The 17,938-nt window shown below is 53.2% G+C and carries 16 protein-coding genes; 11 read left to right on the top strand and 5 right to left on the bottom strand.

Translation table 11 applies throughout. From position 1 onward, the window contains the following. Position 1: 1 nt before the first annotated feature. The 3 genes from ugpC to ACR0IV_RS10815 all read left to right on the top strand — a co-directional run bounded on the left by ugpC (position 2) and on the right by ACR0IV_RS10815 (position 2,559). Positions 2-1,057 (top strand): sn-glycerol-3-phosphate ABC transporter ATP-binding protein UgpC, encoded by a 1,056-nt coding sequence (gene ugpC, locus ACR0IV_RS10825; RefSeq protein WP_480659075.1) that lies wholly within the window; start codon positions 2-4, stop codon positions 1,055-1,057. Beyond that, positions 1,057-2,004 (top strand): glycerophosphodiester phosphodiesterase family protein, encoded by a 948-nt coding sequence (locus ACR0IV_RS10820; protein WP_480659074.1) that lies wholly within the window; start codon positions 1,057-1,059, stop codon positions 2,002-2,004. Before ugpC ends, ACR0IV_RS10820 begins: the two co-directional genes overlap by 1 nt. A 105-nt stretch (positions 2,005-2,109) precedes the next feature. After that, positions 2,110-2,559: an NUDIX hydrolase gene (locus tag ACR0IV_RS10815; RefSeq protein WP_480659072.1), complete on the top strand. Its 450-nt coding sequence runs from the start codon at positions 2,110-2,112 to the stop codon at positions 2,557-2,559. Between the two features lie 412 nt (positions 2,560-2,971). On the opposite strand, the gene ACR0IV_RS10810 is transcribed toward ACR0IV_RS10815, so the two are convergent. Both ACR0IV_RS10810 and ACR0IV_RS10805 read right to left on the bottom strand, forming a co-directional pair. Further along, positions 2,972-4,867, bottom strand: coding sequence for an adenylate/guanylate cyclase domain-containing protein (locus ACR0IV_RS10810; RefSeq protein ID WP_480659071.1), 1,896 nt, complete (start codon positions 4,865-4,867; stop codon positions 2,972-2,974). Positions 4,868-5,350: 483 nt separating this feature from the next. Then, positions 5,351-5,719: a winged helix-turn-helix transcriptional regulator gene (locus tag ACR0IV_RS10805; protein WP_480659070.1), complete on the bottom strand. Its 369-nt coding sequence runs from the start codon at positions 5,717-5,719 to the stop codon at positions 5,351-5,353. 130 nt (positions 5,720-5,849) lie between these two features. On the opposite strand from ACR0IV_RS10805, the gene ACR0IV_RS10800 reads away from it, so the two are divergent. From ACR0IV_RS10800 to ACR0IV_RS10780, 5 genes are all read left to right on the top strand, one after another. Continuing rightward, complete coding sequence (locus ACR0IV_RS10800; protein WP_480659069.1) at positions 5,850-6,458, top strand: NAD(P)H-dependent oxidoreductase; 609 nt, start codon at positions 5,850-5,852, stop codon at positions 6,456-6,458. Next, positions 6,445-7,164, top strand: coding sequence for a glutathione S-transferase family protein (locus tag ACR0IV_RS10795; RefSeq protein ID WP_480659068.1), 720 nt, complete (start codon positions 6,445-6,447; stop codon positions 7,162-7,164). Before ACR0IV_RS10800 ends, ACR0IV_RS10795 begins: the two co-directional genes overlap by 14 nt. Before the next feature lie 3 nt (positions 7,165-7,167). After that, positions 7,168-7,821 carry a DsbA family oxidoreductase gene (locus ACR0IV_RS10790; protein WP_480659066.1) on the top strand — a complete coding sequence of 218 codons (654 nt, stop codon included), beginning with the start codon at positions 7,168-7,170 and terminating at the stop codon, positions 7,819-7,821. A gap of 192 nt (positions 7,822-8,013) precedes the next feature. Beyond that, on the top strand, positions 8,014-9,204 hold the full coding sequence (locus tag ACR0IV_RS10785; protein ID WP_480733994.1) for a low temperature requirement protein A: 1,191 nt from the start codon (positions 8,014-8,016) through the stop codon (positions 9,202-9,204). Further along, the gene (locus ACR0IV_RS10780) at positions 9,197-10,159 is read left to right on the top strand and encodes an ion transporter (protein ID WP_480659063.1); all 963 of its coding nucleotides are present in this window, start codon (positions 9,197-9,199) and stop codon (positions 10,157-10,159) included. Before ACR0IV_RS10785 ends, ACR0IV_RS10780 begins: the two co-directional genes overlap by 8 nt. A gap of 4 nt (positions 10,160-10,163) precedes the next feature. Here the strand turns inward: ACR0IV_RS10780 and ACR0IV_RS10775 are convergent, their stop codons facing one another. Further along, complete coding sequence (locus ACR0IV_RS10775; protein WP_480659061.1) at positions 10,164-10,775, bottom strand: TetR/AcrR family transcriptional regulator; 612 nt, start codon at positions 10,773-10,775, stop codon at positions 10,164-10,166. Between the two features lie 93 nt (positions 10,776-10,868). Between ACR0IV_RS10775 and ACR0IV_RS10770 the strand changes: the two genes are divergently transcribed. Next, positions 10,869-12,008, top strand: a complete 1,140-nt coding sequence (locus tag ACR0IV_RS10770; protein ID WP_480659059.1) for an aromatic ring-hydroxylating oxygenase subunit alpha — start codon at positions 10,869-10,871, stop codon at positions 12,006-12,008. A 636-nt stretch (positions 12,009-12,644) separates the two neighbouring features. Here the strand turns inward: ACR0IV_RS10770 and ACR0IV_RS10765 are convergent. Together ACR0IV_RS10765 and ACR0IV_RS10760 are read right to left on the bottom strand one after the other, a co-directional pair. Further along, positions 12,645-13,547 (bottom strand): glutaminase, encoded by a 903-nt coding sequence (locus tag ACR0IV_RS10765; RefSeq protein ID WP_480659058.1) that lies wholly within the window; start codon positions 13,545-13,547, stop codon positions 12,645-12,647. A gap of 175 nt (positions 13,548-13,722) precedes the next feature. Continuing rightward, complete coding sequence (locus ACR0IV_RS10760) at positions 13,723-15,150, bottom strand: alanine/glycine:cation symporter family protein (protein WP_480472170.1); 1,428 nt, start codon at positions 15,148-15,150, stop codon at positions 13,723-13,725. A 207-nt stretch (positions 15,151-15,357) separates the two neighbouring features. Here ACR0IV_RS10760 and ACR0IV_RS10755 point away from each other — a divergent pair, with 207 nt between their 5' ends. Together ACR0IV_RS10755 and ACR0IV_RS10750 are read left to right on the top strand one after the other, a co-directional pair. Continuing rightward, complete coding sequence (locus tag ACR0IV_RS10755) at positions 15,358-16,200, top strand: helix-turn-helix domain-containing protein (protein WP_480659411.1); 843 nt, start codon at positions 15,358-15,360, stop codon at positions 16,198-16,200. A 357-nt stretch (positions 16,201-16,557) separates the two neighbouring features. After that, complete coding sequence (locus ACR0IV_RS10750) at positions 16,558-17,922, top strand: alpha/beta fold hydrolase (protein ID WP_480659057.1); 1,365 nt, start codon at positions 16,558-16,560, stop codon at positions 17,920-17,922. Positions 17,923-17,938: the final 16 nt, after the last annotated feature.

Genomic DNA, 17,938 nt, shown 5'->3' with positions numbered 1-17,938 from the left:
AATGGCAACAGTAACCCTAGAGAACGTCAAAAAGAGCTTTGGCCCGACGGACGTCATCCATGGCATCGATATCGATATTGCGGATGGTGAGTTCATCGTGATCGTTGGCCCCTCGGGCTGCGGCAAGTCCACGCTGTTGCGGATGGTTGCGGGGCTTGAAACCGTGACTGCGGGTGAAATCCGAATTGGGGATGAACGAGCCAACGACAAGGAGCCGATGGATCGTGACATCGCGATGGTGTTCCAGAACTATGCACTCTATCCACATATGTCTGTGCGACAGAATATGGGCTACGGCCTTAAGATCGCCGGCCTTCCAAAGAACCAGATCGACCAGAAGGTGACCGAGGCCGCCAAACTGTTGCAACTGGAACCCTTATTGGATCGCAAACCAAGACAGCTTTCCGGTGGCCAACGTCAGAGGGTGGCGATGGGTCGGGCTATTGTTCGCGAGCCCGCTGTCTTCTTGTTTGATGAACCGCTGTCGAACCTGGACGCTAAACTGCGTGTTCAGATGCGTCTGGAAATTCGTGAGCTTCAAGAGAAGCTGGGCATCACTTCGCTTTACGTAACCCATGATCAGGTCGAAGCGATGACGATGGCAGACAGGATGATCGTCATGAACGGCGGTATCGCCGAGCAGATTGGAACTCCGCTCGAGGTTTACGAAACGCCGAGAACCCTGTTTGCAGCGCAGTTCATTGGCAGCCCTGCGATGAATGTGTTTGATGCCCGACGTGAAAACGGGGCAATCAAGATCGGTGAAATAGAGGTCGGTCCGTCTGCAGGACCGGATACCGAGCTAAAACTGGGAATCCGCCCAGAGCATCTGCTGTTGGCCGACAACGGCCCGCTGGAAGCGGCAATTCAGATGGCAGAACCATTGGGCGCAAATACTCTGTTGCACGGCCAACTCGCGGGGGTTGGCGGAGCGATCACAATAAGCCTTCCGGGCGTCCATCCGATCGAGGGCCGACATCCGAATATGCGGTTTTCGGTCGCCTCCGAACACATGCATCTGTTTGACCATTCAACCGGGGAAAGGCTGGAAAGCTAATGGGGTTTCCGCAGGTCGAAGCATTTCGTGGCGGTAACAACCTAATCCGTGTTGTGGGCCATCGGGGTGCGAGGGGCGTTTTACCTGAAAACAGCATGATTGGCTTTGATTTCTCACTGTCCATCGGCGTACCGCTTCTTGAATTTGATGTTGTCCTGACGGCCGATGACGTTCCGGTCATAACCCACAACCATCGTCTGCACGCATCTAACTTTCGCGACACCAATGGCCTGTTTCTTTCCGGAGAAGAGCCAAAAGTCTCTTCTCTGACTTTCGAGCAGATCCAGCAATTCGATATTGGACGGTTAGACGGACATTCTGCCTATGGCCGACGCTTCCCGGATCAGGCGCAACTGGACGGCGTTCGTGTCCCAAGGCTGATAGACTTGCTCGATTTGGTAACCGAACCAAAATACGGCGATGCGTATCTGATGCTCGAACTGAAGTCGGATCCTGACCTGGCTCACGATGCGCATTATCGAGAGAGCTTTGTTGGGCGAGTTCTTCAGGAAGTTCGCGCCAAAGGTCTATCTTCGCGCGCGGTTTTGCACAGTTTTGACTGGAACCTTTTAGAGGAATGCCAGCGACAGGCTCCGGATATGCCGTCTTCTTACCTTACGCAGCTTCCGGAAAACGAGGACGATGTAGGCGAGGATTCCTCGAAAGCGGTTTGCCCAGACTTTCGCGGTCGCTGCGACGAAATCCCACTTCTTGTCAAGCAAGCCGGTGGTTCGCTTTGGTGCCCATACTATGCGGATGTGACAGCAGAAAATGTGGCCCTCGCAAAAGAGCTAAGCCTATGTGTCGCCGTTTGGACCGTCAATGAGCACGAAGAAATAAGCAGGATGATCGACCTGCGCGTGGATGCAATCGTATCTGATTACCCTGGGCGGGTTCAAAGGCATCTGTCGGATTTAGGCATGGGGTGGTATGTCAGCAACCAGTGAATTCTGCGCCGCATATCCGTGACGTTTCTTGTGCTTCTTCCAGTCACAGTCGGAAAGGATCATTCACATCATAACTTCAACCTGCTGTGTAAGACGAAAAGCATAATGGTTCAGCGTACTAAACAAGTTGCAGCATTGCCTCTGCAATTGTTCGGTGACCGCCTCAAGGTGCTCCTTATCACGTCGCGTGACACGGGTCGCTGGATCATACCTAAGGGCTGGCCGATGGATGGTGAGCAAGACTGGCGCGCGGCAGAAATAGAAGCGTTGGAGGAGGCTGGGGTGGAAGGTATAATTTCTCGCAAGCCCATCGGTGAGTTTGAGTACGCTAAGGTTTTTGACGACGGCACTAGTGTCCAGGTGAAAGCCACCGTCTACCCGCTCTACGTCGATAAGGTAAAGCACCGGTGGAAGGAAAGGCACGAAAGAAAGAGGCATTGGTTTTCGCCTAAAGAAGCTGCAAAAGCCCTCAAACAGCCAGAACTGGAAGACTTGCTCTTGGACCTAAAAGACAATCCAAGAAAAAACAAAGCAATCTGCGAGCTGCTACCTTGAACCGATGTGTCGCAGTTTATCCTGGCTCAGGGCGATAGCTATTTTACTCCGAAAGACTCAACTTAACCCTTTTATCCGGAAATAGTTTTCAGCGCCTGAGAGGTGCTACAAGTTTGGCAATGCCAAAGGCTCTTCGCAATCTGCTTGCCCGTCATCGATGATTCACAATGCAGGCAATACCATTTATTCGACTCGGACTGGTCATCGGCAATTCTTCACTTAGACGGCTGGTCACAGCCCAAACCGAGCATTCGCCACTGGGTTTTACATAGCTGACCTTGGAGATGGATTGTGAATACTGCAAATGCAGCCCACTTATCTGCCATTCGTTGAGGTCGCAAATTATACCGTGATGCAAATCCACGCGATACATAATGATCATTCAAGTTACAATTAGTCAGTATCAAAACCATCAATCAGCGCGCCGATCCGGCAATCCAGCAGCACGTAAATCGTCAATAAAGCCGTCAGGAACGCTTTTATCTAAGAACTTTCCGCTGAGACTGTGTCGTTGGTCCTCAATCGTATAGTTAGGCTGATTTTCCAGCAATTTGTCTATCGAGCCTTTGGCATCCTCAAGCCGCCCCGATCGTACGTAAAGTGCCGCCTGCGTACGGCGCGCCAAGTTAGGTATTTTCGTCATCCGATCTATCGCTTCGAGACCAGCTTCATATTCACCGGTGAAATACAGCGCCCAGGCGAGGCTCCAAAGGTACCAATCTGGATGATGGGGGTTCAGACGGATCGCGGTTTGGAGTCTTTCAACAGCCTCGTTCGCGCGGCCAAGGTAAACCAGCGTTTCAACGGAACCCGCCAATACACCTGCCGAGTTGGGGTTAAGCGCGATGGCGCGGTCATACTCTTTTTCGGCTTGCTCAAGGTTATTGGCCTGCATGAACGTGTGAGCGAGAACCCAATGCGCCAAAGAACTGTCAGGATCGAGCTCAACAGCTTTGCGAGCCGCCGCGAAGGCAAGGTCGAGGGCTTGTTTTCGCGGTCGATCGGCACACCATCCCCAGCGATCACAGTTGATATGCACCCAGGCGAGGCTGAAATAGGCAACCGAATAAGCCGGATCCAGCTCGATAGCCTCTTCAGCCAACCGTTTGGCTTCTTGATTGCCTGCCGGTGTGAACTTCAACCGTTCCGCGCGGCTCAGATAAACAAGCTCATATGCCCCAGGGCTTTGAGTGGGTTGACGCAGCAATCGGTCGTATTCAGCGAGGTCGATATTCTGTTCCAGCGTCGCGACAATCGTTCGGGTGATTTCATCCTGCAGCGCAAAGATGTCCACCATGTCGCGATCATACGTATCAGTCCAAATCGCATTCCCGGCCGCCGCGTCTATGAGGGTCGCATTCACGCGAAGCTTGTCACCTGACTTTTGCTGACTGCCTTCCAATACATACCGCACGCCCAGTTCCTTGGCGATATCGCGAAGATCTGCCGACTTGTCTCTGTAGAAGAAGCTAGAGTTTCGGGCGATTACGAAAAACTCAGGAAAGCGGGAAAGTTTGGCAATGATCTCTTCACTGATCGCGTCGCTGAGGTAGCCCTTGTCGCTACCCTGGCTCAGGTCACTGAATGGCAACACGGCAATCGACGGCTTATCCGGCAGCGGACGTTCCATTTCTGCTATCTTCACCGGCTGAAAATCAGGTGCGTTGAAGCGCCACACGACTAGTCCGACAACAAGGATTAGAGCAACAAAGACAACACCAGCCGCCCGGGCAGCGGACGGAATTCGGTTTGGCTTAGTGATCTTGACAGAAGATACCAGCCGCGTCGCTTTTTCATTCAGCTCCACGTTAAAGACCGGTACAGGCAGTTCAATATTCTTGACCTTCACTCGGCCCAAATCCTCAAAGTCCAGATCCAGTTTTCCGCGAACCTGGCTAAAGACGTTGCGGTGAACACAAACTCCACCGGGTTGAGCAAGGCTTTCGATCCTTGCAGCAAGGTTTACACCGTCCCCGTAAATGTCCCCGCCCTCATCAATCACGTCACCGACGTTGATTCCGATACGGAATTCAATTAGGTCGCCAGCGGGAACATCAGAGTTCCTTTCGGGCATGCCGCACTGTATTTCGACTGCAAAACGAACCGCATCCACAACGCTGGTAAATTCCATCAACGCCCCGTCGCCCATCAGTTTGATGGTTCGCCCTCCGTACTGAACAGCCTTGGGGTCAATTAGTTCCGAACGATGCCTTTTGAGAGTTATTAGTGTTCCCGCCTCGTCGTCTCTCATGAGGCGGGAATAGCCGACTACATCGATAGCAAGAATGACCGTGAGTCGACGTTTCACTAGTGACTCCCCCTTAAGGAAGGTTAAGGAAAAACGATAAGAATTTCCACATTGTTCAATTATGTTCAAACTGATGAGCACCCGGCTTGAAAACGCATTATCATCGGCCCTTAACTGCCATTAGTCCCGCAAAACCGCTGCTGCGGTGCAGCACGCCAAAGCAGCCGTTCGCTTTGGGTGCGAGAACTTAGTTTGTTCGAACTAGAGGCCTGCGGGACAACTGTTACCCGACCGGACAACTAAAATGGCACTGAACGACCCCACAGGAATTTGTTTAATAACACGCCGCCGCTCCAAAACTTCGCAAGCGTATATTTCAATTGTTTTGTATAAAAATACGCGCGTATTATTTTCTTTAGGCCAGCAAACTCACTGAGTTCTATTCTAAGTCACCATGTCACTTCATCTGCTGTATTGGCGCAAACCACGTTTGTTACGTGGTCAAGAAACACTAGCTTTTAGATCCGAGCAAACAGATAGAGCTCATCGCTTCAAACCGTTAGGTAACCCCTCACTCCACTTTCTTAGCTCGTCGAGAAACCCGAGCGCTGTGCGGCCAAACTCGGTGATGGAATACTGAACGGACACCGGAGCGGTATTCATCACTTGCCGCGTAACCAGGCCCTGCTCCTCAAGCTGACGCAACCGCTCGGTGATCATCTTCTTGCTGGCCCCTCCGATCATGCGGGACATATCATTGAAACGCACAGGACCATCCCTGAGGTGCCACAGGATCGATCCGGTCCATTTTCCGCCGATGATCCGCATTCCACGCTCGATGGCACATGGCTCCAGGCAGGCCTCCGAGACCTGTCGACGTCCTTTGGCATCCTCGTTAATCCGTGCCCGCATCGTCGTCCTTTCACTCAGGAAACTAGGTTACTAAAAGTATACTGGTTGATTTCTGCAACCTGCATCCTCAAGTTCCCTCTGAACCCAAGACAAGTCAAGGGTTCAGAGATTGTACCTATAGGATATGGACATGAGCAAAATCCTGATCGTGAACGGCACCCAGCCCTACGACTTCGCCCCCGGGCGGTTGAACGCCAGCCTGACGGACCATGCGCGTGAGGCGTTGACAGCCATGGGGCACGAGGTGCGCGTGACCACCGTTGCCGATGGTTACGACGCGAATGCCGAGGTCGAAGCGCACCTTTGGGCCGATACAGTTATCATGCAGTTCCCGGTGAACTGGATGGGCGTCCCGTGGATTTTCAAGAAATACATAGATGAGGTTTACACGGTCGGGATGGATGGTCGTCTGAGTGCAGGGGATGGCCGTACAACGGACGCGCCCAAGGCCAACTACGGTACAGGCGGCACGCTAAGCAGCAAGACATACATGCTGTCGGTCACGTTCAATGCGCCAAGAGAGGCTTTCGACGACGCATCCGAGCCGTTCTTTGCCGGTGGCAGCGTTGATGATCTGCTGCGCCCGATGCACCTGAACGCAAGGTTCTTGGCCATGCAGCCCCTGCCAACTTTTGCAGCGTTCGATGTTATGAAGAACCCGGAGATCGAAGCCGATTTTACCCGCTTTGATGCGCACCTGAAGGCCACATTTGCCGAGGTCGAACATGTCCCGGCCTGATATCCACCTTTATACCGCCGGCACGATGAACGGCTACAAGCCGGTCATCTTTCTGGAAGAGGCAGGTGTGCCGTACGACCTGACTCACATCAACTTTTCCAAACAGGAACAGAAAGCGCCGGGCTATCTGGCGCTGAACCCTATCGGTAAGATCCCGACTATCGAAGATCGTGAGGAAGGGCGCGCGATCTTCGAATCCGGCGCGATCCTTTGGCATCTGGCCGAAAAATACGGAAAATTCCTGCCGTCGGACCCGGCCAAACGATCCGAGGTGATGCAGTGGATGTTCTTCCAAGTGGGCCACGTCGGTCCGATGATGGGGCAAGCGATGTACTTTCAACACATCGCCGCACCCAATGGCCATGAAGAGCCCTTTTCGATCCGTCGCTACGTGGACGAAAGCCGCCGCTTGATGGAGGTTATGAACACGCGTCTGGACGGGCGCGAGTGGATCGCTGCAGACGAATATACCATCGCTGACATGATGCTGTACCCGTGGGCGCGTGCTTATGTCTGGGCACGGGTAGATGTGTCAGACCTGCCGCATCTGAATGCATGGTTCGACCGCGTTGATGCCCGGCCCGCCGTGCAGCGAGCGCTGACCATCCCCAAGGCAAACCCTCAATTCTGGGATGCAGACGCAGATGCCAGTGCCTTTGCCAAGGAGAACGCCGCGCGTTTTTCCAGCGATGTGAAAGGAACCTGAACCGTGCAAGACGCTCTCTCCATCCGTGTCGACATCGTGTCGGACGTTGTCTGCCCGTGGTGCGTGATTGGCTATCACCAACTGGCCAAGGCCGCGCACGATGCCGGGATCGAACTTGATATCCATTGGCACCCGTTCGAGCTGAACCCCCAAATGGCCGAGGGCGGAGAGAACCTGCGCGAACATCTGGCTGCAAAACACGGGACGACTCTGGAAGGATCGATCAAGGCACGTGCCCGCCTGACGCAGTTGGGAAGCGCGCTTGGGTTTACCTTCAACTATGCGGACGACATGCGGATGTACAACACGTTACGCGCACATCAACTGATCGACTGGGCCTCTGAACAAGGCAAGGGGCACGACATGAAACAGGCGCTGTTTGCAGCGTTCTTTACGCGCCGCGAGGACGTCTCGGACTTGCAGGTTCTGTCTGATGCAGCCGCCAGTATCGGGTTGGACCGTGCCAAAGCTTTGACTATGCTGCAAAGCGGGGAACGGGCTGAAAGCGTGCGCCAGGAAGAGCAGTTCTGGATCCGCCAAGGCATTCAGGGCGTCCCTGCAATGGTGTTCAACCAACGTCACCTCGTGACCGGCGCACAAGGCGAAGAGAACTACGCCCGAATCTTGCAGCAACTGCAAAACGATCAGGCCGCGTGACGCCTGCAGAGCCCGTCGCGGTTCGAACACCCCATGACAGATGCTTTTTGCCCGGCATGCCCTTGCCGAGCAGCCATCGCAGGGGTTGTATGGTGTCGGTCTGCGCGACAAGCTTGGTGCAATACCAAAATCAGACATAGGGTGGCCGCATGTCGGCCACCTCAATCTATCAACTTCATGAGTTCATTCTTTATGGCCCTGCACGAACACCCCATGTGGCGAAAGCCTCAACATCATCAAGACCTTGACCATGCACATGACCACGTCCACTGGGCCGAGCTGTTCTATGACCTGATCCATGTCGTGACGATCTTCCTGTTGGGCAACTACCTGTCGCACCACCTTGATTTGCACGGATTTCTTGTGTTCGCCGGGGTTTTCATCACGCTATGGTATGCGTGGGGTGAGCTCAGCATTTTCAATTCGATCTACATCAGCACCGATTTCTGGCACCGCCTCATCATGTCGGTGATGATCTGTACGGTGATGTTCATGGCCGCGGCGATCCCTGCGATTGACGGCAAGGGCTGGGTCTTTTTCGCCCTGGGCTTTGCCGCGAACCGGGCCATGATTGCAGCGCTTTACTATCGGGCTCGACGGGTCAATTCCTCGGGCGAGTCGATGTCGTCCGTGCAGATCCGCAACTTCTCGGCCTTTGCGGTTATCTTTGCCATCACGGCGTTTCTGCCGACACCTCTTGCCAATTGGGTATTCGCCGCCGCAATGGTGGCCACACAGGCGTTATACATGATCCCCGGTGTCACTGTCCTGCGCTTCGAGCGGTTCGTCCCGCGGCTTGGTCATATGGCTGAACGGTTTGCCCTGCTGACACTTATCGTATTGGGCGAAGGGTTCTTCAAACTCGTTGTCACCCTGTCCGAAAAAGGCATCTACAAAGTCTCGCCCGACGTGTTGGTCAACTTCATCATCGGCGGCGTTTCGATGTTCGTGATGTGTTGGATCTATTTCGATTTTGTCGGCAACGCCAAACCGAAGGACAAAAAGGTGTCGACCCTGGTCATCTGGTGGCTTGCGCACCTGATATTGATGCTTTGCGGCGTCATGGTCGGTGTGGCCCTTGCTGCAGAGGTCAAAGTCGGGTTCTGGGAGCCATACCCAATTGAATATGCCGCCTTTGGCTGTTTCGGCCTAGCCGGTTACATCGCCATGCTTTGGGTGCTTCAGAACGTCATCGAACACCGCCTTGCCTCGAATTTCGGGCGCTGGGATGTGCGGGTGTTCGGAATTGTTCTGGCAATTGCCTGTTTCTACATTGTCCCACATGTCCCTTCATTGGTTGGCAATCTGGTCTGGGGTATCGCCCTACTCTCGCAAATCGCGTTTCCGTTGATGCGCGCCTGGTCGAAGTTTCGACATGAGTGAAGCTGTGACAGGTTCAAGCGGGCTAAGAAGAAGAGTGTATTGGTGGCTCGAACGCCCGGACCGGGCTGCCAAGGGTCCTTGGTTGCTGGAAATAGCCCTGATCGCCCTGATAACGCTGAACGTGGCTGCCGTCATCCTTGAGACGGTCGACTCTATCTACGACCGCTGGGGTTTTGCGCTTAACCTGTTCGAGGGTCTTTCTCTGTTCGTATTCGTGGTCGAATACGTGGCCAGACTCTGGGTCGCGGCGGAGAACCCAAAGTATGAAACGCGTGCGTCCTGGGCCGTTTCTCCGATCGCCATCATCGACTTGCTGGCGATATTGCCAGCACTGCTCTACCTGTTCTTCCCGGTTGACCTGCGTCTGCTACGGACCTTCCGTATGTTGCGGCTACTCAAACTCACGCGGTACTCGCCCGCACTCGGCATGTTGCTTGCCGTGTTCGAGGAAGAGGCTGGCGCGTTCTTTGCGGGTTTCTTCATCCTGATGGTGATGCTGATCTTTGCGGCGAGCGGTGCTTGGCTGGCAGAGCATAAGGCGCAACCCGAGGCGTTCGGTTCCATCCCCGCAGCGATGTGGTGGGCGATGGCGACATTGACAACCGTTGGCTATGGCGACGTGACCCCCGTAACGGTCGCGGGCAAGGTTTTCGGCGCTGCGATCACAGTGATCGGCATTGGTATGGCCGCTTTGCCCGCAGGGATCATCGCCAGCGGTCTGAATGATCAGCTGCACCGCCGACGTGCCAGCCTGGAGCGCGAGTTTAGAAAGGCGCTGGAAGACGGCGACATCTGTGAGGCGGACGAGGCAGACATCGATGCCGTTCGCAAGCAGTTGGGGTTGTCTCGCCGCGCGGCAGACCAGATCCGGGATCGTGTGCATGCTGAAACGTTGTCAGAAACCGATCACTGCCCTACCTGCGGTCAACCGACTGAGCAAAAGGCCAAGCCCTGAGCGATCATTTGGTTCCAGTATCGGTTGGTTTGTTCGCTCCAAACAGGCTGTCCACTGTGCCCGAGATTTGCTGGGAAAAACTGCCAGCCAGCTCTTTGGCGTTGGCTTTTCCGTACATTCCGCCGATCGCGTTCAGGGAAATGGCAAAATACTGAATCGCTCCGATCAGCTGAAAGACTTGGGTGCGCAGTTCGGTTTCACTGGCATGCTGACCAACTGGTGTACTGCGAGAAATTTCCACTAACCTGTCCAGATAGACCTTCATAGGCCAAACCTTTGCGTTCTCATCGGCGTCCAGCAACGCCCGAACGGTCAGGCGTGCGTCATCAGGCCGTGACAAGTTGGACGCCAGAAAACGATTGAAATAGGCTTTGAGGTGCATCATCGAGTCAGGATGCTTTGCCGCTTCAACTTCGGCAAATTGCCGATCAGCGAGACCTGAAAGCACCTCCGAGTACAGCTGTTGCTTTGTCCCAAAGAAGTGCAACAGCGCCTGTTTTGAAACACCTGCTTCACCCGCCAATGCAGCAAGGCTTACGCCATGATAGCCGTTCGCAGCAAACTGTTTCGAGGCAATTGCCAGATAGACCGCCCTCGCATCATTCTGCCTGTTCATCTATCGAACTCCGTTTCTGACGTTACGTATCAGGTGCACTGCAACTTACCAAGTGGTAAGTAACTTACCGATTGGTAAGTAGAGGATCGAGCGATGGACAGACAAACCGAAATCGGGCTGATAAAGGAGATCATCGGGCTCGCGGATCAGAAATCGGCTTTTCTTGACGATACGATCGCGCATTCCCCGATTTCACGCTACTCCAGCCCCGAACGGTTCGAGCGCGAGCGCGCTATGATCTTTCAGCGGCGCCCCGTCATCGTCGCGCAAAGTTCGGAGCTGGAAGGACCCCGCGCTTTCCTTACCAAACGGTTCTTTGACTTACCCGTTCTGCTGACACGTGACGAAGATGGAACGGCCCGCGCCTTTCTCAATGTCTGCCGTCATCGCGGTGCAACGTTGGAGCGGGAGGCCAAAGGCTGCAAGCGCGTCTTCACTTGCCCGTACCATGCCTGGAGTTGGACCAACAAAGGTGAGTTGCGAGCCGTGCCGCAAGAAGCACAGGGATTTCCCGATCTGCCCCGCGCCGAACGCGGCCTACGCCAATTGCCCTGCGTCGAAATGCAAGGATTTATCTGGATAATCGCCAATCCCGGTGCTGCAGAGATGGACAATTGGCTTGCGGGTATAAGCCGCGATCTGGACTGGATTGGTTTAGATCAACACCGCATCGCAGCGATTCAGGAAATTGACATCAAGGCAAATTGGAAGCTGTTGATGGAAGGCGGGATGGAAGCTTATCATTTCCGGGTTGCTCACAAGAGCACAATAGGCCCCTATTTCCCTGACAACCTACTGACATACCAGATGTTCGGCCCTCACATGCGTGCAATTCTGCCTCGCATTTCGATGCCGGATCTGCGCGATACACCCGAAGACAAATGGGAGATCCGACGGGATGCCAATATGGTGTTTACCCTGATGACGAACACTCAGCTGCTGGTGCAGCAGTATCATGTTATGTGGTTCCATTTCGAACCCATTGCCCATGACATGACCCATGTCCGCATGGCAACGTTGGTTCCGAGATCCGCGCCAGATACGGAGGAGATGCAGGCGCATTGGGATAGAAACCAAAAGATCACCGTGACCGCCTTGAAGGAGGATTTCGAGTTGGGCGAAGAAATCCAATCCGGCTTTGCCACACGCGGCAATCCAAGCCATCTATTCGGGCGTTTCGAGGGGGCACTAAACAGGTTCAATATCTGCATCGAAGAAATGCTTGCGAACTAACGATCTCAGTCTTCGTATCAGCGGTTCGGCATCGCAATATTGCATTGGCTTGCGACGGCTTCTGGGTGCTTATATGGTAAGATCTTCTATCAAATTACACTTTCGATAATTGTTTGCCCGCATTATGTTCCATGCAAACGCTTGGCAAATTTGACAGATCACCGATAGGCAGAAGAAACAGGTCGTCAATGCTTTCAAATTCAGCAGTTGCTTGCTCGATTCGCGACAGCAGTAAATGCAGCATGGGCGGTTCCCGGACGGTCTCATGCACGCGCGACTGTACTGTGGGATGTAGATTGCGAACGACGCCGGTAATCCGCCGGATAGCAGTCATTGATCCTGTGCGCGGAGAACGTTTGTTTCGAGCCCAAACCAACCGATGCTGTTGAAAGCACCAATGTCTGCGATGCGCAGAAAACGGACTTTGCAATTTTCGGCGTGAAGCCCATAGCCGACATCTAACCCGATCCTCCAAAGCGGCGCTATGCCAGTCAAAGCCACCATTCGTTGCAAAAGCAGAATCTGTGTTCCTCTCAATCTTACAGCCTGCGGATAATCCCGTTGTCTGGCTACTTTCTCGCCAAATCGCGTGCAGTCCCCTCTTATTCCGAGCCAGGAGGACCTTCTTGGAACTCGCTAAAAAACTGACCAATTTGTCGCCTGAGAGAGCATTGAAGCAGCGCGTGTTCCGGCATGCGAATTGCCATAAGTATTCAGCCCAGGAGACCACAATGCGATAGAAGCGATTTTTGGTGCGATAACAAGCAAACCACCACCAACACCGCTCTTTCCGGGCAGACCCACCCGGTAAGCGAAATCACCCGAACCGTTGTAGTGTCCGCAAGTCATCATCAGAGCGTTTACCCGGCGGGCATGATGTCGCGAAATAACGCGAGGAGCGCCATCCAACCCAGCAAGAATGCGGCCAGCCATTGCCAACTGTTTGGTCGTCATTTCGATCGCACATTGATGAAAATAAACCCCAAGCGTAAGTTCCGGTGAATTAAAGAGGTTCCCATGGGATTTGAGGTAATGCGCAAGCGCAATGTTTCTGGATCCGGTCGCCTGTTCGGACGCGGCTACCCTGCGATTGATATGAATTTCGTCTGATCCAGCCATTTGCCGAACAAGTCCAAGTATTTCTGAAAGTGCAATTTTAGGCTCTCGCTTGGATAGCAAAGCATCCGTGGTAACAATCGCGCCAGCGTTGATGAATGGATTGCGGGGTCGACCTTTCTCGATTTCCAATAGAACGACAGAATCGAAAGTGGCCCCCGATGGTTCTCTGCCAACCCTTTTCCATAGTTGGTCCCCCACTCGCCCAAGCGCCGCCACAAGCGTAAAGACCTTTGATACACTCTGAATGGAAAACGGTGTGTCAGCCGAGCCCGCGCTAAACACATGTCCATCGTTCAGGCATACGCTTATCGCGAACTGCTTTGGGTCAATTTCAGCAAGTTCGGGAATGTACTGAGCCGTTCGCCCCCAGTCATCCTGTTTGAATATTTCAGCCGCAATGTTCTGCATCACACCGTTCATTAGGATCCCCCCACGCGTTGGCCGCATGTCGGGCCAGATTTCATGTGCAATTCGGACCGGAAATTTCTGTTTCCTCTAATACAACAAAGAACCTCGCCAAAACTGGCGAGGTTCAAGTTAGTTAGAGCTCGAGCATTGAAGACGAACATTAATCCGTCACGCTCCTTTGTGGAAATCAGTCTTTCACTTTCCCGGTCCATGCCGTGCGATCGATGTCCAGATCAGGAAAATCGTCTGGGTTCAGAACCGGGCGTTCCACACCTGCTGCAAGCTGCTTACGGAAGTCTTGCAAGATGCGGAGGCATGTCGGCAGCAGCATCATGATCACGACAAGGTTGACCAGGGCTAGCAGACCCATTGCGGGGTCAGAGAATGCGAACACCGATGTCGCACCCGGCGCTGTCGCCCCAAGAAACACGATACCCATAATAGCAACGCGCAGAACGTTGATCGCCATGGGGTGTTTGGTAATCACAGTCAGCGCGTTTTCACCCAGATAGTAGTTGTAGATGATCGAACTGAACGCGAACAGCAGGATGATGAACGTCAGGAAATACTGGGTCCATTCGCCCAGATGGCTTACCAACGACTGCTGCGTCAGGACCACCCCATCGATATCTGCACCGGGCTGATATACGTCGCTCAGCAACACGACCAAAGCGGTGCATGTGCAGATGACAATCGTGTCGATGAAGACTGAGAACGACTGGGTGATGCCTTGGCTGATCGGGTGACGTACATCCGCTGTTGCGGCCACGTTCGGAGCGGAACCCAGACCGGCTTCGTTCGAAAACAGACCGCGTCGCAGACCGTTCGCAATGGCCGCGCCCATGCCGCCACCGACTGCTTCTTCCCAACCGAAGGCGTTCGCAATAATCGAGACGAACACACCCGGTACGTCAGCGATATTGATTAGGATGATCACAAAGGCCATCAGCAAATAAGCCATTGCCATGATAGGAATAACCACATCCGCTACTTTGGCGATCCGATGAATGCCGCCAAAAACCACGAAGCCGGCAATCACAGTGAGCACAGCACCGGTGACGAAACGGCTAAGGCCAAGACTTTCTTCTGCAGCGCCCGCAACTGTGTTACCCTGAAACGCGTTGAAACCGATGGCAAAGGACGCGATCAGGCAGATCGCATAAACAATGGCCAGCCAACGGTACTGCTGCCCAAGCCCGTGTATGATGGAACGTGCGGGTCCGCCGCGGAAATCTCCATTTTCCTGACGACGCTTATAAAGCTGCGCCAGCGAGCATTCGACCAAGCTGGTAGCCATACCGACAATCGCGATCGCCCACATCCAGAACACCGCGCCCGGGCCACCAAGCGTAATGGCAACCGCAACCCCGGCGATGTTCCCGCCACCAACGCGACCGCCGACCGACACCAACAGCGCCTGCCGAGCCGAGATGGCATTTGGATCAGCGCTTTGGTTGTTTGAAGACAGCACACGGAACATGCGCTTGAAAAACTGAAACTGAACGAAACCGGTCAGTAGAGTGATGAAGACGCCAAAGATGACAAGAATTGGTACAAGCGACCAACCCCATGTCAGGTCATTAATGGCGCCGAACAGGCCGTCGAAAATTCCCATGTTTCCTATGTTTCCCTGTTAGTGATGACCATGCGCCGTGGGCAATGGTCTGATCGCCGCACCGCATCAAGTCTGGTAGCACCGGGCCCGCGTTCGACTCAATTTGGTGAGGTGATGCAACCAGTTGCAAAAAGGTCTTGCATGAGCGCCAGATAGCGCCACATTTTTGTCGGGTGTTGATCAAAATATCTGATGTTTTTGGATTCGATGATCCGAAAAGAAGGGAGTAAGCCAAATATGGCGGATGATTTCCAACGGAACCTGAGGTTGCTGACGAACCATTTCAAGTCTGTGGCCGAGGTTTGTCGTCAGCTGGAGATCAACCGGTCGCAGTTCAACAAATACCTCAACGGTGCCTCTCGGCCATCGCAACATGCCCTTGCGAAGATCTGTGATTTTTTTGGTGTCGAAGAAGGCGAGATACTACTTCCGCATGATAATTTTGCGGAACTGGTTCGACTTCGGCGTGACGCCAACGTTGGCCCATTGGCCTATTCTGCCTATCTGGAACAATTGGCCAGGCGCTCTCGCAATGATCTGTCCCGGTATGATGGTTTCTACCACGAATATTCCTATGCCATGACATATCCGGGATTGATCTTGCGGACTCTGGTGCGACTGTCGACAGAAGGAGGAGTCACGCGTTACTCGCGCATCGAAAACATGGCGATCAAGGGCCGGGACAAGGCCCGCATGCATGGTCGCTATAACGGGCTGGCCTTCTACCTGAACGACCGCATCTTTCAGGTCGATTTCGATGCGATCACTGGCGAAGAAATCAGTCAGACAATTCTTTATCCTAATTTCAAGAACCGTCACAATCGGCTTCCCGGACTGAAGCTCGGAGTCTCGACCAGCAGTTCCAGAGAACCGCTTTGCGCGCGCGTTCTCTATTGCTTCCTCGGAAAAGAAACCAACATTAAGGACGCTCTTAAGGCGTGTGCTGTTTTTGAACCTGACGATCCGGAAATTGATCGATCAATAGAGATGATGGTAAGAAACACAATGAACATCGACGACTCTCACTTTCGAGTAATGAGCGACTTGTAGGCTGCACTCAGAACCACATCTCGAAAGACGGAATTTTTGCCCATTGGAGGTCGATGTGAATAAGTCCGCTTTAGGCTGCCACCGCTCACTGATGAGGAGGGCAAGGGGCTGACATTTTTTGAATGAATATTGCGAAGTGAAACTTCATTAGCAACGCGAAGCCCGTCAACTATTCACCTGAGTTTTAAGTATCGCCAGCCGATAAGACATTTTGTTCGGTCAATGTGTTGCGATGCTAGTTTAGGAATTTGAAGACTTAGCTCAGTGCTCAAACACAAGTTTTGGTCACAAAAATCTATTCCTCTGTTAATTTTAGGTCACAAGAATTGGTTTTAGCAAAAAGGATCACATCAACTGATGAAGCGGAAAATTGCTGCGATCCTGAGCCTGGATGTCGTCGATTATACCAAGCGTATGTCAGAGGATGCTGAGGCCACGCTGAACACTCTACAACACATCTTGGATGATGTGATCAGGCCGTTGGTCCATGAATACAAAGGGCGAATATTCAAGCTGATGGGAGATGGAGCTTTGGTTGAGTTTGTCGCTGCCACAGATGCAATTGATGCTGCAAGCCAGATTTTCAATCAGATGAGAGATGAAGACGTAAATCTTCGAGGAGGTCTCCACGTTGGCGACGTAATGCCAAATGGCACAGACTTGTTCGGAGAGGCCGTGAATGTTGCGTCTCGCCTTCAGTCCAGTGCCCAAAATGGAAGTTGTCTCGTCAGCAAGACCGCTGCTGAAGTTGCGGGAACTTCGCTGGCAGTTGCGTTGCGACCAGAAAGCTCGATACGGCTGAAGGGAATTCCAAATCCGGTGGAAGCCTACTCAATTGATTTGGATGGTGACAAAAAACGCGCAAAGAACAAGCTGCTGGCTAACTCTCAAGACATGCGTTTTGCAAAATCGAAGGACGGTACAACGCTTGCTTGGACATCGACTGGAAGCGGTAGAAAGCTACTGGTCACACCAAACTGGCTTAGGCATCTGGAATACGATTGGACGATGAACACCATCGCCGGATGGTTGCCTCTACTTTCGGAGAACCACTGCCTTTATCGGTTTGATGGTAGAAACAATGGCTTGTCCCAGAGGGGTGTGCAGGATGTATCTCTGAACCGGATCGTCGAAGATGTTGAAGCCGTTTTGGACGCAGCCGGGATCGAAAAAGTGCCATTGTTTGGCATTTCCTTCGGGGCAACTATTGCTGCAGCTTTTGCCGCACATAATCCTGACCGTGTTTCGGGGTTGGTTCTACTTGGTGGATTCGCACAAGGGCTTGCGGTGCGCTCACAGCCCGGTATTGCCGCGCTTGGGCAAGCTATGATGGATATGAGTCTTGAGGGCTGGAACGATGAATATCCTTCTGCAAGAGACTTGATGGCCCAGTCATTTGCTCCAACTGCAAGCCCGCATGACCAGCGCGCTTATGCAGAGTTTATGAAAGTGGCAATGGACCACCAGGATTGGCTCAAGATTGGACCACTGGTCGCCGAAGTCGACGTAACCGATCTGCTTTCGCAGATCTCGTGTCCTGCTTTGGTCATGCACGCTAATCGAGACAGGATGCACAGTGTTGAACAAGGCAGGATATTCGCCTCCGGCATCGAGAATGCGCGCTTCATTGGCATTGAGACGGCAAACAACACAATGCCAGAGTATGATCCTGCCTGGCCTAAAGCCCTAGTGGAAATAGAGCGTTTTTTGAGTTCAATTTGAACAGTGTACGTTGTTC

It is taken from the genome of Ruegeria sp. C2, assembly GCF_056537765.1.
This window is presented reverse-complemented; position numbering and strand designations above follow the sequence as displayed.